Origin of the sequence: Egbenema bharatensis FJBBOT/2019 (assembly GCF_048077055.1) — a bacterium.
In the GTDB taxonomy this organism is placed as follows: Bacteria; Cyanobacteriota; Cyanobacteriia; order Elainellales; family Elainellaceae; genus Egbenema; species Egbenema bharatensis.
In genome coordinates this window covers 2,709,076-2,733,174 of sequence record NZ_CP182236.1, presented here as the reverse complement: position 1 = coordinate 2,733,174, position 24,099 = coordinate 2,709,076, and the positions used below count along the sequence as shown (strand labels likewise).

17 protein-coding genes and 2 pseudogenes are annotated in these 24,099 nt (G+C 47.5%); 3 read left to right on the top strand and 16 right to left on the bottom strand.

Annotation, left to right across the window (positions count from 1 at the left end; translation table 11 throughout):
• Positions 1-9 precede the first annotated feature (9 nt).
• The gene (locus ACM1PF_RS12600; RefSeq protein WP_416674946.1) at positions 10-2,295 is read right to left on the bottom strand and encodes a patatin-like phospholipase family protein; all 2,286 of its coding nucleotides are present in this window, start codon (positions 2,293-2,295) and stop codon (positions 10-12) included.
• 422 nt (positions 2,296-2,717) lie between these two features.
• On the opposite strand from ACM1PF_RS12600, the pseudogene ACM1PF_RS12595 reads away from it, so the two are divergent.
• Positions 2,718-3,745 (top strand): annotated as a pseudogene (locus ACM1PF_RS12595) (IS5 family transposase).
• Positions 3,746-4,076: 331 nt separating this feature from the next.
• Here ACM1PF_RS12595 and ACM1PF_RS12590 read toward each other — a convergent pair.
• The 14 genes from ACM1PF_RS12590 to ACM1PF_RS12525 form a co-directional block, all read right to left on the bottom strand.
• Entirely contained in the window at positions 4,077-4,430 is a 354-nt protein-coding gene (locus ACM1PF_RS12590; RefSeq protein WP_416674944.1) for a hypothetical protein, read from the bottom strand.
• A 130-nt stretch (positions 4,431-4,560) separates the two neighbouring features.
• A complete protein-coding gene (locus ACM1PF_RS12585) occupies positions 4,561-5,562 on the bottom strand; it encodes a TIGR03885 family FMN-dependent LLM class oxidoreductase (RefSeq protein ID WP_416674942.1) in 1,002 nt (333 codons plus the stop codon).
• A 245-nt stretch (positions 5,563-5,807) separates the two neighbouring features.
• Positions 5,808-7,427, bottom strand: a complete 1,620-nt coding sequence (locus ACM1PF_RS12580) for an alpha-amylase family protein (protein ID WP_416674940.1) — start codon at positions 7,425-7,427, stop codon at positions 5,808-5,810.
• 164 nt (positions 7,428-7,591) lie between these two features.
• Positions 7,592-8,398, bottom strand: coding sequence for a DUF3891 family protein (locus ACM1PF_RS12575; protein WP_416674939.1), 807 nt, complete (start codon positions 8,396-8,398; stop codon positions 7,592-7,594).
• Between the two features lie 191 nt (positions 8,399-8,589).
• Positions 8,590-8,814: a hypothetical protein gene (locus ACM1PF_RS12570; protein ID WP_416674937.1), complete on the bottom strand. Its 225-nt coding sequence runs from the start codon at positions 8,812-8,814 to the stop codon at positions 8,590-8,592.
• Between the two features lie 78 nt (positions 8,815-8,892).
• Positions 8,893-9,627, bottom strand: a complete 735-nt coding sequence (locus ACM1PF_RS12565) for a peptidylprolyl isomerase (protein ID WP_416674936.1) — start codon at positions 9,625-9,627, stop codon at positions 8,893-8,895.
• 755 nt (positions 9,628-10,382) lie between these two features.
• Positions 10,383-10,670, bottom strand: a complete 288-nt coding sequence (locus ACM1PF_RS12560) for a hypothetical protein (RefSeq protein ID WP_416674935.1) — start codon at positions 10,668-10,670, stop codon at positions 10,383-10,385.
• A 407-nt stretch (positions 10,671-11,077) separates the two neighbouring features.
• Complete coding sequence (locus tag ACM1PF_RS12555; protein WP_416674934.1) at positions 11,078-11,383, bottom strand: hypothetical protein; 306 nt, start codon at positions 11,381-11,383, stop codon at positions 11,078-11,080.
• Between the two features lie 497 nt (positions 11,384-11,880).
• Positions 11,881-12,201: a hypothetical protein gene (locus ACM1PF_RS12550; RefSeq protein WP_416674932.1), complete on the bottom strand. Its 321-nt coding sequence runs from the start codon at positions 12,199-12,201 to the stop codon at positions 11,881-11,883.
• Positions 12,202-12,304: 103 nt separating this feature from the next.
• Entirely contained in the window at positions 12,305-12,682 is a 378-nt protein-coding gene (locus ACM1PF_RS12545) for a hypothetical protein (RefSeq protein ID WP_416674930.1), read from the bottom strand.
• A gap of 41 nt (positions 12,683-12,723) precedes the next feature.
• On the bottom strand, positions 12,724-13,098 hold the full coding sequence (locus ACM1PF_RS12540) for a HetP family heterocyst commitment protein (protein ID WP_416674929.1): 375 nt from the start codon (positions 13,096-13,098) through the stop codon (positions 12,724-12,726).
• A 116-nt stretch (positions 13,099-13,214) separates the two neighbouring features.
• Positions 13,215-14,798, bottom strand: coding sequence for an HlyD family efflux transporter periplasmic adaptor subunit (locus tag ACM1PF_RS12535; protein ID WP_416674927.1), 1,584 nt, complete (start codon positions 14,796-14,798; stop codon positions 13,215-13,217).
• Positions 14,799-15,891: 1,093 nt separating this feature from the next.
• Positions 15,892-19,119: an ABC transporter transmembrane domain-containing protein gene (locus ACM1PF_RS12530; protein WP_416674926.1), complete on the bottom strand. Its 3,228-nt coding sequence runs from the start codon at positions 19,117-19,119 to the stop codon at positions 15,892-15,894.
• A gap of 1,165 nt (positions 19,120-20,284) precedes the next feature.
• Complete coding sequence (locus ACM1PF_RS12525; RefSeq protein ID WP_416674925.1) at positions 20,285-22,336, bottom strand: ATP-binding protein; 2,052 nt, start codon at positions 22,334-22,336, stop codon at positions 20,285-20,287.
• 132 nt (positions 22,337-22,468) lie between these two features.
• Here ACM1PF_RS12525 and ACM1PF_RS12520 point away from each other — a divergent pair, with 132 nt between their 5' ends.
• Both ACM1PF_RS12520 and ACM1PF_RS12515 read left to right on the top strand, forming a co-directional pair.
• Positions 22,469-22,702 carry a hypothetical protein gene (locus tag ACM1PF_RS12520; RefSeq protein ID WP_416674924.1) on the top strand — a complete coding sequence of 78 codons (234 nt, stop codon included), beginning with the start codon at positions 22,469-22,471 and terminating at the stop codon, positions 22,700-22,702.
• Positions 22,703-22,799: 97 nt separating this feature from the next.
• Entirely contained in the window at positions 22,800-23,645 is an 846-nt protein-coding gene (locus tag ACM1PF_RS12515; RefSeq protein WP_416674922.1) for an AraC family transcriptional regulator, read from the top strand.
• Positions 23,646-23,648: 3 nt separating this feature from the next.
• On the opposite strand, the pseudogene ACM1PF_RS12510 reads toward ACM1PF_RS12515, so the two are convergent.
• Positions 23,649-24,086, bottom strand: a pseudogene (locus tag ACM1PF_RS12510) (DUF29 domain-containing protein).
• Between the last annotated feature and the right edge of the window lie 13 nt (positions 24,087-24,099).

Genomic DNA, 24,099 nt, shown 5'->3' with positions numbered 1-24,099 from the left:
TCTTTCTGGTCATCCGCGATCGGATTCGTTAGCGTATGCTGCCATCAAGTACTCGCTCAACTCAAGTTCAATAGATTTGGCAACACAACTGTTGTGGTTTTTAGCATCTGTGCTGGAAACATTGCTGCTGAAGGCTTGCTTGAAATCGTCTACATGACACTGACTCGGCTCAGGTGTTTGTTCAGCGATGAACGCTTTGGAGGTTGTGGAAAGTTGCCAGCCCAGAGGAAGATTGATCTGCATTTGCGGATCGACTTTTTGGAGCACCAGCGTTCTGAAATTCAACTGAAAGGGATCAGTGACACCGTCGTTCAGGGTGTAGGAAGATAACTCGATCGCACTGAGGCTACGGGCAACGCGGGCACCAAACAGGGTACGAACAGGCGACAACACCTCATTTAACCCAGACGATTTGGGTGGCTCAATAGAACTATCCTGCTGATCCACGATTGCCAGATACACCAGCTTAAAGGATTCCCCGTACCCATCTAGCTTCTGCAAAGTTCGACCGATATCGATGGTGGTTGGAATCCCCGAATTATCAAAATATCCCCCATCCGCCAAGCGTGATTTACTGCCATCATTGCTGCGTTGATACCAACCCACTGGAGTCACAAAAGGAAACCGGGCACTCAATCCAGCCGCCGTACTCAACTTTAAATCTAGGCTTCGTTCATCCAGCACAATATTTTCCTGAGTTGGCAACTCAATTTTAAAAGGACTAATGACCAGACGTTTGCCATTCTCCACAACGGTCGTATTGAGCACCAGGGCAGGCGCGATTCCTTCGGGTTGCCAATGCTGATAAAACGATCGCTTAAAGGGATTTTCCCGCTCTTCCTGTCCAGGTAAACGATTCCAGGCATTTTCAAAAGCAACTTCCAAACCACTGGCTCGATCCCATTCATCAATCGGGAAAGGAATAAACCGCTGAATCAGATCAGGAAACAAACCCAGGGTGAGTAAGGGAGAGAGTAAATCTTGATCAAAAATCCTGCTGACGGCTGTGGTGAGAGGTTGATTGATACTCTGACTTTCCTTGATCAAACTGGTAAAGGTGGAGGCTCCCAAGCTACCACCTGAAACACCACTGATGGCAAAAACATGCTGGGGAAAATTGGGCATTGATTCAGTTAATTTTGTCAGGGCAGTGGCTGCATGGTAAGCCGCATAAATCCCGCCCCCCTGAGCAGAAACCAGATAAACCGGATAGGGTTTTCCTGCGTATTGATCGCGATCGGGTCGGCTGGCTAACCAGGACTCAAAACTGTCTTCCAACGCGGGAAGGGGCAGATCCTGCGGTTTTGTGCTGTGTCTAAACTGATGGTTATCATTCCAGTTTAAGAAACTGAAAAAAATCGCAAAACTCACCAGAAAAGCTAAGGCTGGAATATTGTTTTCAAGTGCCCAATTATAAATGATCGAGAAAATAACAACGAGAATTGTAAAGGCGATCGCTACGACACCAATTGCCCCAACTGCACCAGGAACGGCAGTAGGAGGCAGAGTAAACCCAAAAATTGCAGACCCCAACAGGCAAGGAATAAACCATCTCGTGATTTTCCGGCTTAGGTTTGCTTCCCTTTCTGAATACCAGGAATAGAGAATCAGGTTAATGAGCGGTGATAAAACAAAGATAGCGATGGTTCCCAGCGAGAACTTTGAATCCGTGGCAGCAATCACCAGGGGCAAAGAAAAAGCACCAAAGATCAGGTAGGCAATGTTGGCAAGTCCAATTTCAACCTCTGGGCTAAAGAGACCTTTCCCTTGCGATTTAGCACCTAAAGCACGGTCTTCATTCAATACAGCAGTCCGACCAATAAATAGAATTAGGGCGAAAATCAAAGCACCCAGACTGCCGATCATCCAGGTGATCAGGAAAGCCTGAGAGGCTTCATCAATCGTTTGCTTCCAGGCTGAAAAAATACCTAAACTTAATCCAAGTAATGGAATAATTCCTAAAAATCTGGTGCCCCACTGGGCCAGGGCGTTTTTATATTGATTATCTTTAGGCGTAAATTGTTCTAATACTAAAAAACGAGCCGTGTACCAGACAAACAGGGTTAATACAAACACGAAGATTGTCGCTACGATCGCTTGATATAGGTTGTAATCTAAAGCAATGGCTCGATAAATTTCTATCGTTTGCCCTGCCTGGGTGAAAACTAAAAATGCAGCTAAGACGATCGCCGTCTGCACCCTTGAGCGGATGAGAAACTGCACAGGTGGCTCAATGTAGTTTTCTATCCATTTAGACAATTCAACAGTCAAATCACTTAAAGACCATGTTTTCATCTTTTTGCCTTAATGAAGGATGGAGGAATGGGGAACACGATCGCCTTTGAAAGTTTACCCTCATCCCCTAGCCCCTTCTCCCCAGGGAGAAGGGGATCGGAAGTCCCTCTCCCAAAGGGAGAGGGATTTAGGGTGAGGGCTACAAAAGTGACATGCTCCCGGAATAGGGGACACGATCGCTTTCCCATCCCTCAGTCAATACCTAAATCGCTATTTAAGTCAATACTGACTTGTCCATTTGAGACTACCAGAATGAACCTTCGCTTGAGATTCCCCTTGAGGGTACTCTTGCAGGAACCCGCCGGGTTTCTGTCCGAACTGGGTGATCAAAGTAAAGGGAACCTCGAAAAATTGTTTCAGGAGCGTCTTAAATTGAGACTACTATGAGATCATAACATTAGGTTAGAACGGAGCAGGGAACAATGAGCCAAACTGGAGTTTGGGAGTGGGAAAAACGTCAGAGCAAATTGAACCAGAAAAAAGATTTACTGATGAGGCTCGATCAAATTATTCCCTGGCAGGAGTTCCGCCCGACTCTAGAGAAAATTCATAATAAACCTCGCAAGAGCAACGCGGGTCGTAAAGCAATGGATGTCGTCGTCATGTTTAAGTTGTTGGTGCTGCAACAGTTGTACAACATTAGCGACGAAGAATTAGAGTATCAGGTGAGCGACCGACTATCGTTCATGCAATTCATGGGCTTTGGCTTAGCCGATGAAGTTCCCGATGCCACAACGGTATGGCTGTTTCGCAAACAACTGAGTGAACAAGGATTGATTGAAGCAGTGTTTGAGCAGTTTGATGGCTATCTCGTTGAGCAAGGCTATGCAGCTAAAGGTGGACAAATCGTCGATGCGACGCTGATTCCCGTCCCCAAACAACACAACAGCGACAAAGAAAACGAGCAGATCAAGCAGGGCAAGACCCCCCAACAGTGGCAAGATCAACCGCATCGCCGCGCTCAAAAAGACACCGATGCGCGCTGGACGAAAAGGGGGATAAGAGTTACTTCGGCTATAAAGACCACATTGGCATCGATGCAGCGTACGGTTTGATTCGTCGTTATGCGGTTACAGATGCCTCAGTGCATGACTCTCAAGTGTTAGGAGCATTACTCGATGAAGACAACCAGAGTGATGAAATTTGGGCAGACAGTGCTTATCGCAGTGCTGCCATTGAGGAGACTTTAGAACTAATGGGCTTTGAGAGCCAAATTCATGAACGGGCTTATCGCAATCGTCCCCTCAGTGAGGCGCAAAAGCAATCCAATCGTGACAAATCCAAAACTCGTGCCAGAGTCGAGCATGTGTTTGGTCGGTGGACGATGCAGATGGGAGGCAAGCTCATCCGTTCGATTGGTCTAGTGAGAGCGAAGGCAACGCTAGGGTTGAAAAACTTGACCTACAACTTTGTACGCTACACGTTTTTACAGACTCAATGTCCTTGCTGAGGCAGAAAATTGAAGCGTAGGGGTGCATTGGAGTGTTCTGTTGGCTGCATGGAATGAAGAATTGATTGCATGACTATCAGCACAACGTTGTTCTTTGTCTCATTTGAGACCCAATCTTACCTCAAAATGAATTAATCGAGGTTCCCTAAAAAATGATCGCAAACCACCCCGATCGTGTTTCATATCGGGGCAGTGGGTGCGAGTGATTATGTTCCAGTTATTTAAGTTTGAGAAGTGAAGCCACGTCTGGTTCCTGGAAGCTGGGTTCGTCTGCCCAGAGATCATTTTTAGCACTGACTCAGCTTGCAGCACTGAGCTATCCAGGCTTCATCTAGCTATTGAGATTACGGCGGAAAGCATCTTCAAATTGCGGAGTCAGGGCATTCAGCCGTTCCTCTCTGGCATCCTGGAACCGAGGGCTAAGCGCATTTAATCTTTGGTCGCGGGATTCCTGGAATCGAGGATTCAGAGCGTTCAGGCGTTGATCACGGGACTCCTGAAAACGGGGGCTAAGGGAATTCAGATTTTCCTTGTGGGCTTCCTCAAATCGATCGTTCAACTTATTGATAATGCCATCACGGGACTCTTGAAATCGCTCGTTCAAAGCTAGAGCCGGAGTCGTGAGGGTTAGAATCGGTAAGGCAGATAACGTGACGACAGCCAAACGGTACAGTGTGCCTTGCATGGTTTGTTGCTCCTTGAATGGGTATACTCGGTGATGAATCAGATTTTGAGTGGGTTTGATTCATTTCCTTCGATACTTACCAGGATGCAACGATCGCCTGAACGCTTCCTGACTAAAAACTGAGAATAGATTATCGGTTTGCTGAGAAAGCTGAGAGCGCGGGCTGTTTCTCTGCCAGTACAGGAATTACCTTCTCGCCAAAGGTTTCAATGAACTGTTCCTGTTCGCGGTTAACGTTATGCAGGAGCAATTCATCAAACCCCAGTTCAATGTCCTTTTGTAGCCATTCAATATGCTGCTGCACATTCGAGGAAATTCGGATATGTTGATCCAACTGGTCAGGCATAACATATTGCGCTGCCGTATCGAACTGCTGAGGCGTACGGAGGTCGGACAACAAATGACTTTCAAAGACATTCGTGCGCCACTGCTCATGGGCCCCTTGACGCGCCAGATCATCTGTCCGATCGTAGGAGAGCTGCACCTTCAGGAGCATTGGTTTCCCTTCACCGCCACCCCGTCGGAAGGCATCTACCACTTCTTTGAGAGCCTCTGGGGGACGTGAAGTCGTAATCAGTCCATCTGCCCATCCACCCAACCATTCAGCCGTCTTGGCGGTAATGGCCGCTCCAATGATTAGGGGAGCTTTTGGGGGGCGCGTATAGAGGGTTGCATCTTCCACCCGCACTAATCCGTGATGGGTGACGGTTTCTCCTCGCCAGAGGGCCCGCATCACATCAACACATTCCTTCAAACGAGCATTGCGATCGGCTTTGTGGGGCCACTTGTCGCCTGTAATGGCTTCATTCAGTGCCTGCCCACTGCCTACAGTGATCCAAAACCGATCGGGAAACATTTCCGCCAGCGTTGCCGCAGCCTGAGCCACGATCGCCGGATGATAGCGTTGACCGGGGGCACAGACAATTCGGTAAGACAGGGAAGGAGTCGCCTGCATTGCTGCACCGAGCCAGGCCCAGGAAAACCCGCTTTGAGCCTGCGTTTCACTCCAGGGATGAAAGTGATCGGAGGAAAGGGCATGGGTGAATCCAGCCCGTTCTGCGAGTTGGACGTACTTGAGCAGTTCGCTGGGCTTGAATTGTTCGTGGGAGGAGTGGTAGCCAATCTTTACCATAGGTCGGGAGTGGGGAATAGGGAGTAGGGAGTGGGGGATCGGAAGGTGAGGGAGCATCCCATTGATGCAAAGAGTTCGATTTCCGTAGCGCAGGCATCTTGCCTGCCAGTGAACGATTCGTCATCCAAATGCAAAAGTGGGATACATCCGAGGGAGCGGGTTACCTTGCTGCTTGAGGAGTAGACATCTTGCCTGCCCAGACAGAAGGAACTCTTGAGGGGTCGGCATCTTGTCTACCCAGTCCACTACTGATTAACGCGGAACCAGCGATAACCGAACGCTTCCAGGGGGATTGTTTTGGTGTGACCATTAATCGGTTCGTAGGAACGATCGCTGAATAGATCGGTTAGATGTTCATTGGTTTCCGATTTGAGTGTGACGGAGCAGGGTTTGTTAGCTAAATTGTGCATGAGCAGGACAGCTCGATCGCCCCAGTCAAAGCGATGGGCAAATACAGCGGGTTCATCGGTTTGGAGGACTGTATATTGACCAGCCCCTAACTCTGGACATTGGCGACGGGTACGAATCAGACGTTCCATCCAGTTCAGGAGCGAGTTGGGGTCGCGTTGCTGAACAGTCACGTTTATCTTGTGATAACCATACTTATCATCATCAATCACCGGATGAGGTAGCTTCTCTGCTGGAGCCGAGGAGAAGCCGCCATTGGGAGAATCTGACCACTGCATCGGAGTCCGAACGCTGTCTCTTCCCTCCAGGGATAAATCATCTCCCATGCCAATTTCCTCACCGTATCGCAACAGGGGCGCACCCGGTAGGCAAAAGGAGAGACTGTAAATCATTTCGAGCTGCCGACGATCGCCGCCTACCATTGGGGGCAACCGTCTTCGTACCCCACGCCCATAGATTTGCATATTCTCCTCAGGTGCAAATGCCCGGAAAATTTCTTCCCGTTGCTCATCTTCAATACAATCCAAGGTGAGTTCATCATGATGGCGCACAAAGTTGAGCCACTGACAGTTGTAGGGAATCTCTGGTAAGAGTTTAAGAACTTCCAGTAATGGTTCCTGATCCTGTCGGGCAAAGGCGATAAACTTGTACTGGTTCAATAAAAAGTTGAACAGCAAATGCATTCGATCGCCATTCCCAAAATAGGGTGAAAGCTCATCCGCAGAGACATTCGCTTCAGCCAACAGGACTGCATCCGTCCGACGAGAAGCCATAAATTCCTGCATCTCGGTCATAAAATGCTTCAACTCCTCCAGATCGGCATCTACGCCGATCGGCTCTAGCAAATAGGGAGCTGCATCAATCCGAAATCCAGAAACCCCCAATTCCAGCCAGAAACCCATGATTTTGAGGATTTCTTCGCGGACTTCTGGATTCGCAGAATTCAAGTCCGGCTGTTCCCGATAAAACCGATGCAGGTAATATGCTCCCGCCTTTTCGTCATAGTGCCACATATTACTTTCCACATCGGGAAAGATAGTTTTGACCTCTTCATCTGGAGGAGCTTCGTCAGCCCAAATATAATAATCTCTGTACTTAGAATCCTTATTCGATCGCGCTTCCTGAAACCAGGGATGCTGCTCGGAGGTATGGTTGACCACTAAGTCGATTAAAACCCGAATCCCGCGTTCATGGGCGGCATGCATGAATTCCACAAAATCACCCAGCGTTCCCAGACGCGGATCAACGTTGTAGTAATCCATCACATCATATCCATTATCCCGGTTGGGCGATGGGTAAAATGGCAACAGCCAGAGGCAGTTAACTCCTAGCGCAGTTAAATAATCTAGACAGTGGGTTAACCCCCGGAAATCTCCGATTCCATCCCCGTTGGAATCCATAAACGTTTCCACATCCAGGGAATAAAATACAGCGTTTTTATACCAAAGTTCTCGCATGAATATTGCCTCTAACCGTTATCAGCATGGCGCAGGAGGGGGCGATCGAGTATAGATGGGTTACCCTCATCCAAACCTTGCCACGATACGGTTATTTCTGCGTCTATCCAATGGTGGTAGATAGACTCACTCTTTAGGCGGATCACTGAGTAGAGCAGTCCCGCTCAACGGGATGGCTTTGGCTCCAGTTTGATGCTAATGGTCGTCCAAGGGGCTGTTTTAAGCTGATGTCGCATGGACTGCTCATCCTTAGCCATTTCCTGGAGTAGTCGTCCTTCGATCGCCAACTGAACCTGCTCGGTTTGAAAACACCAGGGATCAACAGTAATTTGAGTTGCGCCAGTATGGATATCAGTATGGATGGGGGTTAATGTGAGATCAGTTTCACTCGTGAATGTAGGAACCTGCTCGATCGTTTTAGGCTGATTTAATCCCATGCAGAGCAGGAGTGAAAAGCTATCCCAAATGGCGACCAACTTTTGGTTAAGGGCGATCGTTTCAGGATTTGCATAGTTTTGATAATATGTATCTTTTTGTAATGTAGCAATTAATTCAGTTTGGAAATCGCGCTCCTGCTGGAGGAATCGCTGCACGATCGGCCGTAGTTTGGGGGATTGCTGCCAGCGGGTATGGTGTTCATATAGGCTCGTCCCGTGTAAGGACACCAGAAGAGACACATACCGACCATAGGGCATCGCTAAACGGCTGGCGGACGACCACAGGGCAATATGGGATTCGGTTTCCATTTCTATAAAGCTGTGGGGGTGTCCCGTTTCAGGATTGAAGGTAGGCATCGCTTCCCACTGAAGCCAGCCAATGTCGTGCTGCTCTGCTCCCAGGCAAACCGCTTCCCAGGGTGCAAACGTGCCAAAGCGATCGTTTCCCCAGGATCGGGCAAGCTGACCGGAAACCCAGGCATGGGCGGGTTGGGTAATACATACAAGTCCCTGGGGGGTGTGTCGGTACATCATGGCGTGGCTAGGTTGAGCAAAATTTGTAGCAAGCTCTACTTTCTAGCTTACGCAATCCTGATCGTGAGGATAGGTTTCTTAACGTTTAGGTAAAGAAGGATCTGGATACACTGGGATTGATCAGGCATATCCTGTATGTCGCCACATAGATTGGGTGGACTGGACGGGCAAGATGCCCATCCCACAAGAGTTTAATGAGAACTTGTAGTGGAACTGCTGGAGGTAGAATGACTACTGCTGTGGGAACTGCTGGTGGAAACGTGAACCGTTACGGTTTGGTAGGCACTGCTGCTGGAGTCGTCTTGGGAATCTGAGTTGGGGTGATCGTCTGAGGTGATGATAATGCTTTTGGCATGGGCGATTGTTTTGCCATCAGGCGATCGAATCTCTTTTTGAATCACTTTTTTACGAAACATCGTTTTCTACTTCAGATTCAGAAATTCTGTTTGATAAAAATGCCTTTAGGGGGTTTGAACTTGGCTGTTGGGCAAATATTACTGGTTATGAATGAAATAATTCAATTCACGGGAAAGCCACTCTTTGAAGAGACGATCGATAATTTCCTGTCGAACCGCAGGAGTTAATTCTGCTGAGATAAATTCTTCAACTAGAAACAGGTCATATCCATGTTCATTTTTCATGGGCCCAATCAGCGTCCCCAATCCACTTCCAAAAATCGCTGCGGCCAGTTCGGGCTTCAAGCCCCAACGATAGAAACGTCCTTCATAGCCACACTGCAATCGACGTTGCTCATCAATGTCGTATAAGTGCGCTGCTTCATAAAAGCTGATTTCGTTTTCTTCGATTTGATAAAATAACTCCTGAGAGAGTTGCTCGTAAGGAACGGTAATTCGATATAGCGAAACCTGCTCAAAATCCAATCGATGTTCAGCAAAGTATTGTTCTACTTCACCTGCAAATAGAGTTTCTGATAACTTTTGTGCCAGTAACCTTTGATGGATGCCGGACTCCCATTCTTCTGGAGTAATCAACTGATCTTCTAACCAGGCAAAAGTAGCAGCAGCACTTTCCAACTGCATCTTGTAACGCTGACGATCGGCATCGGCTTGAATCTCATCTGAGGACACAACGATATTATGCTCCTGGGCAGCTTCGGAAATAATTTGTTGCCATATAATCCTTTGGGAAATCTCCCTGACCTGAACTTCCTGCTTCAAGAAGTCAACAATTCGTTCAGGTGAAATTGGTAAATTTGCGAAATTAACCATTGTCTTTGAACACGTCATCAGCCCTAACTCTTAAAATCTCTCAGCTTCGTTCTTTGACTCATATATTTATAGATTAAGTTCTCACGTCTAAAGAATAAAGGGAGTTGACAATAAAGCTCAAAGGCGAGTGGCACTAACGCAAGCAACTGCAAATCAATGAAAGTTTTTATTTCCCGCAGGTTAGGTTACTTTACCCAGCTTGATTCAGTACCATTCAGCTTACAGAATGCTGTAAAAATACTATGGAAACGTACACAAAACCCAACTCAAAAAAAGGTTTAACAGTCGATCAGGATTTTTAAGCTCTAAGGCTAAAGATTTCATACTGACGATAGTGAACGCTCGTTAGTTTTACTAGGACAACCAGTATGTTAATGCCGTTATTTTACCAGAATTTGTCTGAGATTTAAACCTTAAATCGTTAATTTATCAACAAAATTTCTACTTTTAAATAGCAGCATCAGAAAGTTTCTTAACTCACATTCTGTAGCTTTCCCAGTTCCCCGCCCTCGAATGAATTCGCGGCTAATCGCTGAAGTCCGTTTAAACGGACTAAAACTCCTAACAAAGAAGGCTTTCAACCCATTTCAATGGGTTTGAGTCATTAGCCCGCAATTCATTGCAGGGTGGGTGAGATAATCCGGTGAAAGATCTGAGTTAACTGACTTTTACTGAATAAGAAATTAGCCACAGGTTATTTTGACCTGTGGCTAATCTAATACTAGCTTGCTTAATCAGCTTGCGTGATTCAGAGCTTAGTTGGCGTAGCTTAGAACGGTTCCACCCTGGTACGAGAGAGAACCATAACGGTCAGACACAGCAGCTTGCTCAACTACAACTTCAGTTCCAGAGCCATACTTACCGTCCGCAAGCAGATCGAAAGTCAGTTCGTTGAAAGCACCTTTCGCATCAATTCGTTGCTTGACATCGACATCTACTTCAACATCAAGCCGCTTTTTGAAATCAAAGTCAGCACCGCGACCACGTCCACCGGAAATATTCTCTTCAACTTCATTCAAGTAAGACAGATCAGAAATAATCATTGAACCTTCTCCAAAGTTTGGTTTCAGCAACAGGTATTTTCCTGTTATCTATAAGATAAACTATCTAAAAATATGGTGTTGCCATTCTGGCAGTTTTACTAATATTGTTCTGGTTAAACACTGAATTCGATCGCTGAAAATCAGTTGATAAAAAGCTTGTATGGATTTTCAAAAGTATGGCATTTACTGATCGATTGAGCTGGAATATGTCCAATCCAGTTTTGTATCTGTATGAGAAAACATTCACCGGCAGGCAAGATGCCTGCGCTACGGGAAAAACTGTTTGAAAGACAAAAAAGCTGTAGCGTTAACACTACAGCCCTGTTGCAGGTGAAAAGGTTAAGATGTCACTTGATCGCAGTCCCTAAAGACCCGATCGCTTCATCGGTTCTCGGAATTCTGAGGGTTCAATAATTACGAGAAACGTCAAAATCCACTGCATAATCTACAGAAAAGGAATACGTTTGCCCTGTCCTGGCAGTTGCTACAGAACTAGATCGGGCAAGGCTATAGTCTATGACTCTGTATGATGAAACTTTAGCTGAAGACTTTGTTCTTACCCTTGTACGATCGCCTTCAGCCGCTGCACGAGCATCTGCTGCTGCAAATCCATGAGAAGCAACTGCATCTGCTTCGGCGTAGGTAGAAGCACCGCCTTCAATGCAGTTTGATTGGCGTACAACCTGGAAATATTCGAGGTCAGTAACTAACATTACTATTCCCTGCTAACGAGTTGTCAATTGATGATGGTCAGTTTAAGCAATCCTGATTCGAGCCATTAACTCAATATTCAATCTCGTGCATATGCAGAGGTCGAGGTTGAAGACGAACTGTGGGAACGGGTGGGTCTGGAAAAGACACGCACGCTAGCATTAACGGAGGTGCTGGTGAAGGATCTGCCCGATGCAAGGGCTTCAAATTCAGAACTAGCGTATCCTATGGTTGCTGTTGAACTTGAGGATGCATATGCAAATGCACCACCTTCGATCCATTCAGATTGTTTCACTGAACTTAGATGTTCTAAATCACTGATTCTCATTAATTTCTCTCCGCTTAATTCGGATTATTTCAGAATAAAATGGAAAAGCTTTTCCTTGCTTTTACACCGATTCCGCTGTAGTTAAGATAACTGCAACAAGGGAATAAATGCTGCCAATATGGCGAGAAATCGATCGAATTTTGTCTTTTGGTTCGGAAAAGCTAACCATTTTTACATCAGGCTGCTAAGGCTAGTGAATACGAAGTTAAACTGACTCGTATCCGTTGCTCCCGTTAAGGACACCCTTCTAGAAGTTTGACCATTCTCTTCGGCATAGCTGGCGGTTAACAAACCAGAGATTTCATCCTCTGTAAAAGCAGAGGTGATGGGCACCCCACTCGCCAAAGTTTCGTTAAGTAGCTGCTGCTGATTGAGATTGAGAGCAATCCGTCGATCGGCTAACCTCAATGAAAGCGATCGAGGGGACATGCCACCTGCAACAGAATGAGATTCAGAAAGAATTTCTAACTGATCTAGATCAGAAATTAGCATGTTGATTTTCTCCTGAGTGATTCAGCTAGCTTAAACAATCAAAGTACTAAAGGTATGCCAGTTTGGCATTTTAATGAACTCATTCAGGACAAATTAAATCCGCTCAAAATCGAGAAGGAGGGGTAATCGCTATCATCTTGCCGATCGCCTGTGCTCTAGATCGATTGCCGCGATTATTTGCATTAGACACAGTGATTTCTTGGGTGATTAATCCATCTGCATAGCCATCCACATCTGCAAACGCATCACTATCAGAACCTGTTCCCGTCGCAGAAGCTCGACCTTGTGAAATTGAAAGAGCACCATTAAGCGGTAGCAAAAGGCTGTGCGATCGAGTAGTCGTTGAGGCAGATGCAGTGTCACCTGAAGCGAAGGCAGTTGCAAAGATGGCTGAAGTCGCTCTACCCCCTGAAATGTTGGACTGTTCAGTACTGGATTCAGAAACAGATTCTAGATGCTCAAGATCAAAAATACTCAACATAGCGTTCAAATCTCCTGCTTAAGTTTGAATTAATTGATTGGCTAATTGCTTCCCCAGCTAAACCATGAGAAGACTGGAATCATTCGATCGCCTCCTCGTACTTTACAAGGTTGATCTTCTAGCGTTTCTAAATGGTTCAAGTCAGCAATCCGGCTAGATGATCTGCGATCGGATGATTCTGAATAAGTATCAAAGTGTTGATCTTCACGTTTTTGCTTTTTACGGGTTGAACCATGCTCTTTCATGAGGCGATTATAGGTGCGATAAGGGATATAGTGAAGGGGATTATATCCAGCAAAGCGCAAAATTAAAACACATGCCCAGGAATATTTGCCTGCTAGAATTGCATCTACAACTTGATTAAATTGCTCAGTTGTCATTGCCTTGTCCAACTTGGAAGGTTGACGTGAATACACAGCAATTACCTCTGATAAAACAACAAATTTTTAAAGCAGCAGCTTTTACTAAATCGATTACGGATCGATTACTGAATCAACCACTAGATCGATTACTAAACCGATCGAAACTATTCTTAAAGATTGATTCCAGATTCCTGGAGTCTCTTCATCGGTTCCAGGATGACATCCATAATGCGTCTTCTGCGAGTTACAATTTCCGCACTGGCCGTTTGACCCGCCCGAAATTCGATCGCTTCACCTGCATCTCCCCCGTTCACTGCATGCTGATCCAGGGCGACCTCTATTTGATAAACCGCTCCCATTTGCTCATGCATTCTGGCATCGGGAGAAATGGACTCAACACGGCCCGAAATGACTCCGAAGTCTTGATAGGGGAAAGCATCAAATTTCACCTGCACCGGCATGCCTTCCTGAACAAAACCCGCTTCCCGACTGGGCAGCATAGCAGACAACACGAGAGGAACCCCATCAGGCGCGATTTCAGCGATCGTTTGTCCGGGTTGAGCCACTTCACCCGTGTTGCGAATGTTCAAAGTGGAAACAATGCCACTGACCGGAGCGTGAATGTGCATTTGTGACAGTTGAGTTTGGGCTGCCTGCAACAGGCTTTCAGTTTCTGTGATGTTGGACTGAATCTGCGCCAGCTCTACTTCCAATTGCTGCAATCGCTGCTGGGTTTCTAATTCGCTGCGTTGTCCTTCCGCCTGCCGCCGCATCAATTCTGCCTGAAGTCGATCGCCTTCTTCAACCGATTGCTGTAATTCACCCCGACTTTGCACATTAATTCGCTGATGCTCCCGAAGGGCTTGCTCCACTTCAAACAACTGTTCCTGGGCAATTACACCTTCTGCCACCAGAGGTTGTAACCGCTCCAGACGAGCCTCATAGGCTGCCATTTCTCCTGCTCGTTGGGAGAGGGTTTGATGATTGGTGCTAATCACAGTTTGGGCTTGAGCGATCGCGGCCTCTTGTGCTCGTACCTCGGCTGCGGTAATCGCTCTGCGGGTATCCAATTCTGAACGAATGCGATCGACCAATCCCTGCGTTTGGAGCATCTGAAACTGATAGGAAACCAGGCTTTGCTGTAATCGATTCACCTCAGTTTCTGCCAGACGATCATCCAACGTTGCAATCACCTGTCCTGCTTCCACATACTGTCCTTCCTCCACCGCTAGCCGGATCACTTCGCCCTGAGCCACCGGCTGCACCTGATAAACCTCTCCTTCCGGTACAAGACTCCCTTGAGCCTGGCTCACCTCTTGAACCTGACCAAACCAGGCCCATGCCCCAAAGGCACCGCAGAAAGCAATACCTGCCAGCATCACCCGCAGGGGTAAGGTAGATGGAGGCTGATCTAGCACGTTCTGGAGAGCTGGACTCCAACCCGGAAAGTGTTCCGATGATTGAGTGCTTCGTTTCGCAGGCTGAGCATCGACAGGTTGAGCATCAGCATGGGGACGAGAGGGGCGATCGACTGGAGCAACACTCCCTCCCTGAATCAGGGATGCTTCTAAATCGGAAAGGGAATTCAGCGTTGAATTCGATGTTGAATTCGATTCAGATGAATGGAACTGAGCGTCTGAAATAATTACATCAAAAATAATTACACCAGACGAGTTATGAGAACAATTATGAGAACGATTAAAAGCTGATTTAGCTTCATCAGGTCGTTGTGTGGGAGCGAATCTTAGTTGCATAGGAACAGTCACCAGTAAACGTTCATCCAAAGACACGAAGCCAGCAATTTGATCTAGACGGACAGAAGATCCAGGCAATCCAAAGATCTAAGCGCTTGAGGAAAATTGCAGGTCATATCAGCAGGGGGCTTGGCTGGTACGGTTATAGACATAGATCCTAAAGAGCGGGGTAGATGCAACATCAATAGTTAGATGATGCTTGAACAGATAGCAAACGGTCAGATAGTTCTTGAATTCAGATAGCCCTTTGAATTCAATCAATCAACTTAAATCAATCAACTCAAAGGTTCTTTTTTACCAACTTAATAGAGTATTTCCAATTTTTTGTTTGAAAAGACCGAGAATTGTACAGATATAACCTCCGTCCGTTCAATGAGGACGTTGGGTAAGAATCTCTAAAATAAAGCCAGGTACACCTCCGTCCATATTAATTTCCATCGCTCCATTGACTCTGCCAGATTGGCAATTTTTTGACTGCTTTATCAACTTTTTGGTAACAAAACTCAAAGAACAATGAATTAATCCAATTCATCAATCTAAATTCAAAATAAACTGAATTTGTTTTGGATTTCCTCATTTTCAATAAAAACGTAAAACCCCCTTCCTTGTGTGCAGTATTTTGCATCTTTATGAAAACTTTATCAAATATCTAAATCAAGTTAAACAGGGAATTCTGGTTTTACCTTTGTGGTCTATCTTGCTGAAGAAAAGCTGTCTGAGCTATATACATCAAGGCGATCGGCATACAAGGAGTAGCGGAATCTAGAACGACTGGCATCGGTCAGCATCAAATTGACCAGCGTTTATCTGAATGAAAACTCTATAGAATTTGGGACATATGCCTTATAAAGATCTATCTATTGGTGGCTTTCAAAACATGGTTTTCCCGTCCTGGAAACTGTTTGTTTCTATAGCTACTCCGATATTTTTTCAAGCTTGCCTATTTGGATAGATTCTGAATTGTTGTTTTTATTGGCTCAGGATAGAACGTACCACCAATAATCACCCATTACCCATTACCCATCACCTATTACCTATTACCTGTTTATTACCCATGACTCACTACCTCCCCATCTCTCTTGCTCTCATCCTCCTAAAGGTTGAGCTGCTGTTGAGCCAGGTAGTAATAGAGTCCTTTTTGCTCCATTAACGTTTGATGATTCCCCTGTTCAACCAAAATTCCTCGATCGATGACTAAAATAGAATCTGCATTGCGAACGGTAGAAAGGCGATGGGCAATCACAAAGGTAGTTCGATCGCGGCTAATCTGAGCTAAGTTGTGCTGAAAGCGTCGTTCAGATTCGGTGTCCAGGGAACTCGTCGCTTCATCCAAAACTAGAATGCGGGGACTACCCAATAGGGCGCGGGCGATGGCGACTCGCTGCCGTTGTCCACCTGACAGGGAAGAACCATGCTCCCCAACCTTTGTGTTGTATCCCAGGGGCATTGCCTGAACGAATGCATGGGCTTCGGCCAGCTTGGCCGCTTCGATCACTTCTTCCAGGGTAAAATCTGGACGATACAGCGTAATGTTTTCAGTAATGGTTCCAGAAAACAGAAAACACTCCTGGGGCACCACGCCAAGCTGCGATCGCAGGGATTGGGGAGAAACATGACGAATATCATGCCCATCCACTAAAATACGCCCCTGAGTCGGATGGTAGAGTCCCTCAATTAGTTTTACCAGGGTACTTTTACCTGAGCCACTGCGACCCACAATGGCGATCGTTTGTCCCGGTTCTACCTTAAAGGAGATGTTTTGTAGGGTGTTCTGCTCAACGTCATCGCCATAGCGGAAGGTGACATCTTCAAATTCCACCCGACCGACGATCGCGGGTAGGGATAAGCGGTTTTCCTGGGCGGTTTCTTCGGGCTTGGCTTCAAAGACATCATTTAGCCGTTCAACAGAAATTAGAACTTCCTGAAGGTTGTCCCACAAATCGACCAGGGCAACTACCGGGCTGATGACGTAGCCGACCATCATGTTAAAAGCCACAAACTGCCCAATGGTGAGCTGTTCTTGAATCACCAATGTTGCCCCGTACCAGAGCAGCAGCGTACCGCCGATCGAGTTAATTAAGCCACTGGCAGATTGCAGTCCAATGGCAAATTTCTGCCCCTTAAACTGCATATTTAACTGGCGCGTCAGGTGATCTTCCCACCGCCAGCGCAGTTCATGTTCAGCCGCCGCCGATTTAACCGTCGCAATTCCCGTCAGCATTTCCACCAGCACTGAATTTTGATCGGCAACTTCTTTGAAAATCTGCCGCGAAATCCGTCGCAGGAAGGGAGTCGCCGCCAGGGTCAAAATCACGATCGGCGGAATCAGCAATAGCACCAGCAGGGTTAATTGCCAGTTGTAGTAGAGCATTAGCCCCAGGTACACAAATCCAGTCACGAAGCTCAACCAGGCCAACACAACTTGCTGAATCAAAAACCGCTGAATTTTCTGGTTTTCCTGGACTCGCGTAATGATGTCTCCCACCCGACGCGATTCAAAAAACTTTAAGGGCAATTTCAGAGTGTGGTTGATGAAACTGCTAATCAGGGTTAAATCCAGCCGATTTGAAAAGTAACTTAAAAGGTACTGGCGAACCGCACCCAGCCCAATATTCCACAGTCCAAATAGCAGTAACCCCAACGCAAATATATTCAGGGTATCCAGGCTGCGCTGCACGACAACGCGATCGAGAATAATCTGCGTGAATAGCGGTGTCACCAACCCAAACATCTGAATCAGAATCGAGAACACCAAAATCTGCCAGATGATCGATCGGTAGGGTAGCAAAGCTCCCATGTAGCGAGTCAGGGACGTTTGTTTGACTTCCGTGTTTTGTAGCCGCGTGGTTGGGTCAAGCAATAGCGCGTAGCCCGTCCAGTGGGATTGAAACTCTTCCCTTGAAAGGGATTGTCGTCCCAGAGCAGGATCGCTGATCATCACCCGTTGAGGACTCACTTTGTAAACCACCACATAGTGGGTTCCATCCCAATGGGCAATCCAGGGGTTCGTCTGTTCGGCCATGCGATTCAAACTGGCCCGGACTGGACGGGCCTGATACCCCAGCAATTCAGCCGCTTTTGCCAAACTTTTGAGGGATGCCCCCATCCGGCCAACATTCGCATGTTCCCGCAGAATGTGTAGTGGAATCTGTTTCCCCCAATAGCGGGTAATCATGGCCAAACAGGCCGCCCCACAGTCGGACGAGCTTTGCTGCTCTATCCAGGGATAGCGGCTAAAGGCATCCAGCAGGTGACGACGAACGGGTTTGGGAAAAACGATCGGATTCGATTCAGCTTCCGTTAAAGAGCGGTTGGAGGGTTCTGAAACGAGCTGAAGCGGCTTAGCCTGAGTCTTGCTGGGGGGAGAAACGGGTTGATAGATGATTTGTCCTCGCGATCGGGGTCGAGCAACGGGATTCTGTCCATTCAGCGATGCTGTGTCCGCGTTTGACGATTGCTCCCCATCATCCGAGGGGAGCAGGGATTGCACCATTTCCCAGCGTTTAGCCGCCAGCTTGTAGACCCGCAACTCCGTTTCAGATGTCCAATTCGTCAACAGTTCCTCTGGATACCCCCAGTCATCTCCAATGGCGATCGAACGAGACTCATGCTGGAGGGTGCCCTGCCGCAGCCAGAAATGGTCGGTTTGACCAGAAATATCAGAGTTGTTATCGGAGTTGTTGTTTGTACCTGCTGGATTGGGTGCGATCGTAGCTTCCACCAGGTCAGGAATGAAGTATTGCAGTTGATGGCTGGAAAGGACTTTCCAGGCAGTGCAGGATTTGAAAAAAATCAGTCGCTCCCGCAGTTGGGCCTGATGGGTCAAATGCGATCGCAGGGCGGGTAGTTTTTCGAGTAAGGCGGTCAGGCGCTCGATTGAAAAGTGGGCAACCTGGACTGGGCTGGCTGCAACAGCACGATAGGGTAGGGAGGCTGGATTCAGGATCTCATCTGCTCCAAAGGTATCTCCTACTTCAAGCAATGCCGCTGTTACATCTCGATCCTGTTCCTGATCTCGACACAGCAACCGGACTCTGCCCTGACAAACCAAATAAAAATCAGGCTGAATATGTTTATATTGAACGGAACTTTCTGCTTCCGCCGTCAATAATTCATTATCAGAAGCAAGATCTGGGCTACTGAGGGAAATCTCATCTCCCAGCCGAAAGCTCCGGACATCCAGTTGAGCCAGGTCAAGGGAGTCTTCTCCGGCTCTAATCTGAGCTGTTGTGAGCAGTTCCAGAAATGCATTTTGAATAATGATTTCACTGTTTGTACTGGAGTCTGGCAGACTCTGGAGAGTACCAATATTGACGTTCATCGAACTTGCCTCTTGGGGGTAGTGGCGGAAAATCTGCAACCAACCGACAAGCGGGCTATGGGGAATTACTCTTCCTGCGCGATAAAAACCCTGGCTCTGAATGAAAAGAGCTTAATGGCTACCGCAGAAGCATTTTTAAGTTAACTATGAACCCCTTGCGGCAGATTTGGGAGCAGCAAAAATTCTCCTCATTGCGAGCTGAGTTCACATTGCTGTCTGCTTGTGGTCAGTTTGGGAACTGATCAGGTTTGCAGTTTATAAGTTTTGCAATTTCAAGTTTTGCAGTGTCAATTTCGATCTTTTCGCACTTAAAGCGAACTTACGTTTGCTGCAATTTAGCACGTTGAACAATCTCAATCAACGGAGGATTTATAAAGTGTTCAACAAATTTCCTTTCCAGGAAGACGACATCAAGATCATGAAATCATGATGTGCAGCATCAACCTATCACAGCTTCCTTTAAATCGCGAGTGTTGATCATCACAAACCACTGATCTGCACCTTTGGTAGATATATTCCACCTATGTGATCGACAACACAATTCAGCACAGATGAACACAAATGAGTAAATTTTGCGTATACCTTTAGCCAGGGTTTGTGCATTTCTCTGAAACTTAAACATGCATCCAACCAATACGCGAAGTTCATTTAAAGCAGCTAATAAAGCAGCCAGCATTTCACCAGGGTATATCCCAGCCTTTGCATGAAAAATCGCTCACTGACAGGCTTTCAGAGAGGCACTTAATCAAAATAAATCATATTAACTAGCTCCTTGTATTGTGTGATTAATACAGCGAGCGCACAAGCTTTCGGTACAGGCTTTCAGCAACACAGGATAGAAGCAAGTTTTTACCGCTTCAATCGATCGGTTCACTGACTAAACTACAAATCGTCAATTCCGGGACTCTGCCTTTCAGATTATGTAACTATTTAGAAATAGTCAAGCCCACTTAACCTTCTTTGGTATTGAACTTAACAATTTTCGCCGGGGAATGCAAATTTAATCATCTGGGATTCTTGTGGGGTGGGCAGCGTTTCGACTGAGCTTTCGACGGCTCGAGTGAGCCTCGCCGAACTCCTGAACTCAAGCCGAAGGGCTCAAGCTGAAGTCTTGCCTGCCCAGTCAGCAAAGCAACTCGTTGGATGGATAATTCAATTCACGATCCTAAGATGCTCGGCTGCTGATCGCTGTCATAACGTCTGCATCCACAACTGGCAACGTAAACCAAAATGTCGTGCCTTCCCCAACCTGGCTTTCAACGCCGATCGCCCCCCCATGTGCTTCAATCACTTGCCGACACAAATACAGCCCTAATCCTAATCCAACCGACTTTGGCTTTTGACTGCCTCGAAAGTAAGGATCAAACAGTTTGTCTCGCTGTTCCGAGGAAATGCCAATACCGTTGTCTGCCACAATGCAATGAATGAATTGCTCGTCCTGCTTTGCTCCTAGAGTTAGAGAAAGTCCAGGGGGATTATGCTTCAGAGCGTTGGCCACCAGGTTTTGGTAGACGCGAGTTAACTGTAAGGGATCGCCTTCGATCGGCGGCAGGTCAGCCGGAATTTGGTTAATCAGGGTTGCATTGTCCCGTTCCAGAATGGGTTGGAGGTCAGTCAGGGCACCTTCGACTAGATCGTGGAGCTGGAGCGGTTGGGGGTGAATCACAATTCCCCAGGTTTCAGCAGCATGGCTGTCAATTAGAGAATTAATCAGTTCAAGCTGCCGTGTGTTGCCTTCAATCATGCGCTCCAGAATGCGGCGCGGTAGTTTTAATTCATCTCCCGGTTGATTGCTCAAACTATTTAAGACGATCGACGTGCCAATGACGGGATTTCTTAGATCGTGCGAGACAGCATGAAGAAATAAATTGAGTTGTTTTCGCAGTTCTGCTTCCAGGGTTTGTAACTGTTCATTTTTCTGTTCCAATCCCCGCGAATATTCCTCCAACTGCTGATGAGATTGCCGCAGTTCATCCCGCATATGGTTAAAGGCATGGGCTAATACCCCCAACTCTCCCGATCGCTGCACAATCACTTTTTGATTCCAATCTCCTTCCGCCATGCCCTCGGCAGCCTGGCTCAGTTGCATAATCGGCTTGGTGATCCAGCGAGCGGTGATAATTCCGCCCAGAATGGCTAACCCCAGGGCAATACCGCACAGCAGAATCGTCAGGCGCGTGTTGGCGTGAATTTGCTCCATAAAGTCAGCTTCAGGAATCACCACCACCACGAGCCAGTCAATGCCGCGATCGTCGGCATAGGGCATAATCTGAAGGAACTGCCGATCGCCTTCTGCGGTGGTAAATTGCAGGGCCGCTGTGTTCAGTCCATCAAAGCTGCCAAACTCATCCATCAAATACTGAGCGGTCGCCCGAATCAATGGATCGGCGCTGTTCACCGCCATCAACCGTTCCGCCTCATCCACTCCGATCGACTGAAAGGGTAGCTCGTTGGTCGAACTGGCGATCAAGTTACCATCTCGCTCCACGATGAAGGTTTCACCCGTTTTGCCAATTTGCAGTGAATTTAAAAAATCACGGATTTCTAGCAAGGACAGATCTGAACCTGTAACTCCGATCGCATTGCCTGATTCATCATGAATGGGTTGATTGGCGGAAATAATCAGGCGTTGAGGTGTAATAGTAGCAAAGGGTTCTGTCCAGTTGGGGCGACCCTGAATCAAGGTGTTCCGATACCAGCCGCGCTGCCGATGGTCATAATCCGGCGTGGCGGTACTCTGGCTTTGATTGCCCTGGGCATCGATCGTCCACTGCAAAATGCCGCCCTCTTCCGGGTTCCAGATGTTGATCGTGACCGCTTGATGATCAAAGGTAATCGCTTCCACATAATCAGGGGCATTGGTGGCGATCACAATTGCCGTCAACTGCTCTAACTGTCTAATTTGTTGGGCTAAGTAAGCATCGAGTTCGCTCAGGTCAGAAACATCCACAATCCCCTGTTCGATCGCATCGGCATTGAGTTGGTTAATCTGGTGGGGTAAGGCGAGGTAGCTGGTTAACTTTTCTTCAATGCGACTGGCAATCTCCCGCCTCAGATCATCAGCCACCTGATTGACCGCCCTTTGCCCATTCCGCAGAGACAAATACCCCGTCAACCCAACCGCAATCACAATTTGCAACACAAACGGCACAATCAGGACGGCTCGCAGGGGAACCCGACCAGAAACTTTAGTCAGTAGGTGACGCGGCAGGGGCATGGGTTAAGGGTCAAATGGAGGGATGACGGTCAAAATCAGTACCACAACTTTATTAATACATCGTCTGATAAGCAAATTTCTGAATCGATTGATGCCCTTAACAATTAGATTCGTCGATAAGGGGTTCAGAGAATGTTTGAACTGGATCTTGCTGTTTCCCAATTTCCCATTTCCCATTTCCCCACGCAAACTGAAAAAACATCCAAGCCAAAGCGGGTGAGTAAGCTGTATGCTCATCGGGTAGCCCGATCGGGCTGGGAGTATGTCACGGTTGCAAGTCTGACCCTCATCCCCCAACCTTCTCCCTGTGGGAGAAGGGGAGCCGGATCGAAGTCCCTCGCCCTTTGGGAGAGGGATTTAGGGTGAGGGTGACAAAAGTGACATGCTCCCGATCGGATTGCTGGTAAGAGACAGCGTTCTTTATTCAGGTTAAGACAGGATAGAAATTAATTGGAGGGAGGGTTTGAGTCGGCAAGCGACGGAAGCAGTTAAATTTTGGCGTGATCCAGGGCTAGACAACACGGAGATGCTCCATGCCAGGTATATCACCCACGCCTTTTCGCGCCATACCCATGACGGCTATGCGATCGGGGTGATTGAGTCGGGGGTAGAGGCGTTTACCTATCGGGGGGCAACCTATCAGGCTCCAGCCGGAAGTGTCGTGATCATTCATCCGGGCGAAGTCCATACAGGGTACGCAGGCATTCCGGAAGGGTGGGCCTACCGCATGCTCTATCCGGATGCTTCCCTGATTCAACGGGCTGCCGCAGAGGTCAATCCAGCGGCCCATCACCTGCCGTTTTTTCCCCAACCCGTGATTCAGGATCGGTGGTTGGCGGAACAACTGCGGCGAATGCATCAGGCGATCGAAGCTTCAGATCTGTCCCTGGAGCGAGAATCCCGGTTCCTCTGGACGCTGGCCCAGCTCATCGTTCGCCATGCCGACGATCGTCCCATTATCCCACCAATCAGTCAGGAACACGCCGCAGTGCAGACTGCCAGAGACTATATTGAACGGCACTATGCTGAAGCAATCTCCCTGAATCAGCTGGCCCAGATCACTCACCTCAAGCCATTACGTCTCCTGCGCGTCTTTCAGCGAGAAGTCGGACTCCCGCCCCACGCTTTTCTGGTGCAAGTGCGGCTGACCCATGCCAAACGGCTACTGAGATTGGGAGAACCGATCGCTCAGGTTGCCATTGATACAGGCTTCACTGACCAGAGCCATCTGAATCGTCACTTTAAGCGATTGACGGGGATAACACCGGGACAGTATGCGGCAGGATGGTTACGGGAGCGGAAAAGCTGATTTTCAGTCGGGCAAAAAATCCGATCGCATGATCTGATCAGGCGTATAGGGACAGGACTCAGGAAAAATCACCTCCCCCAGTTGCGTCTCACGAATAGCCAGGGCCAGACCCAATTCATAGGTCGCCAGAAATACCTCGTCCAGGTAAGGCTTCAGGCTGGGGCTGTCTTCCAGAAGCAGCTTGATTTGAATTCGTTGTTCACGAATCGTTCCCAGCTAGCTATTACTGCGGTGTTCAGGTTGAAACTGCCACTTCAACAGATGCCCCAGCAATAGACCCAAACGATTTCGCAACTCCTGACGTTCTTTTCGACCCAACGCTTCCACTTCTTCAATTAAGTTGACCGCATCCAACTGCTCCCACTGCTGGGACTTGAGTAAGCCAACTTGCTTCTGCGTCCAGGCATAAAAATCAGTTTCGTAGAGAGAAAAAGCAGTCATAGGGCGAAGGGCA

Excerpts from the sequence above, each read along its gene's own strand:
- ACM1PF_RS12600 (WP_416674946.1), bottom strand. The coding sequence starts at position 2,295 with ATGAAAACATGGTCTTTAAGTGATTTGACTGTTGAATTGTCTAAATGG.
- ACM1PF_RS12590 (WP_416674944.1), bottom strand. The coding sequence starts at position 4,430 with ATGCAAGGCACACTGTACCGTTTGGCTGTCGTCACGTTATCTGCCTTA.
- ACM1PF_RS12585 (WP_416674942.1), bottom strand. The coding sequence starts at position 5,562 with ATGGTAAAGATTGGCTACCACTCCTCCCACGAACAATTCAAGCCCAGC.
- ACM1PF_RS12580 (WP_416674940.1), bottom strand. The coding sequence starts at position 7,427 with ATGCGAGAACTTTGGTATAAAAACGCTGTATTTTATTCCCTGGATGTG.
- ACM1PF_RS12575 (WP_416674939.1), bottom strand. The coding sequence starts at position 8,398 with ATGATGTACCGACACACCCCCCAGGGACTTGTATGTATTACCCAACCC.
- ACM1PF_RS12570 (WP_416674937.1), bottom strand. The coding sequence starts at position 8,814 with ATGTTTCGTAAAAAAGTGATTCAAAAAGAGATTCGATCGCCTGATGGC.
- ACM1PF_RS12565 (WP_416674936.1), bottom strand. The coding sequence starts at position 9,627 with ATGGTTAATTTCGCAAATTTACCAATTTCACCTGAACGAATTGTTGAC.
- ACM1PF_RS12560 (WP_416674935.1), bottom strand. The coding sequence starts at position 10,670 with ATGATTATTTCTGATCTGTCTTACTTGAATGAAGTTGAAGAGAATATT.
- ACM1PF_RS12555 (WP_416674934.1), bottom strand. The coding sequence starts at position 11,383 with ATGTTAGTTACTGACCTCGAATATTTCCAGGTTGTACGCCAATCAAAC.
- ACM1PF_RS12550 (WP_416674932.1), bottom strand. The coding sequence starts at position 12,201 with ATGCTAATTTCTGATCTAGATCAGTTAGAAATTCTTTCTGAATCTCAT.
- ACM1PF_RS12545 (WP_416674930.1), bottom strand. The coding sequence starts at position 12,682 with ATGTTGAGTATTTTTGATCTTGAGCATCTAGAATCTGTTTCTGAATCC.
- ACM1PF_RS12535 (WP_416674927.1), bottom strand. The coding sequence starts at position 14,798 with ATGCAACTAAGATTCGCTCCCACACAACGACCTGATGAAGCTAAATCA.
- ACM1PF_RS12530 (WP_416674926.1), bottom strand. The coding sequence starts at position 19,119 with ATGAACGTCAATATTGGTACTCTCCAGAGTCTGCCAGACTCCAGTACA.
- ACM1PF_RS12525 (WP_416674925.1), bottom strand. The coding sequence starts at position 22,336 with ATGCCCCTGCCGCGTCACCTACTGACTAAAGTTTCTGGTCGGGTTCCC.
- ACM1PF_RS12520 (WP_416674924.1), top strand. The coding sequence starts at position 22,469 with ATGTTTGAACTGGATCTTGCTGTTTCCCAATTTCCCATTTCCCATTTC.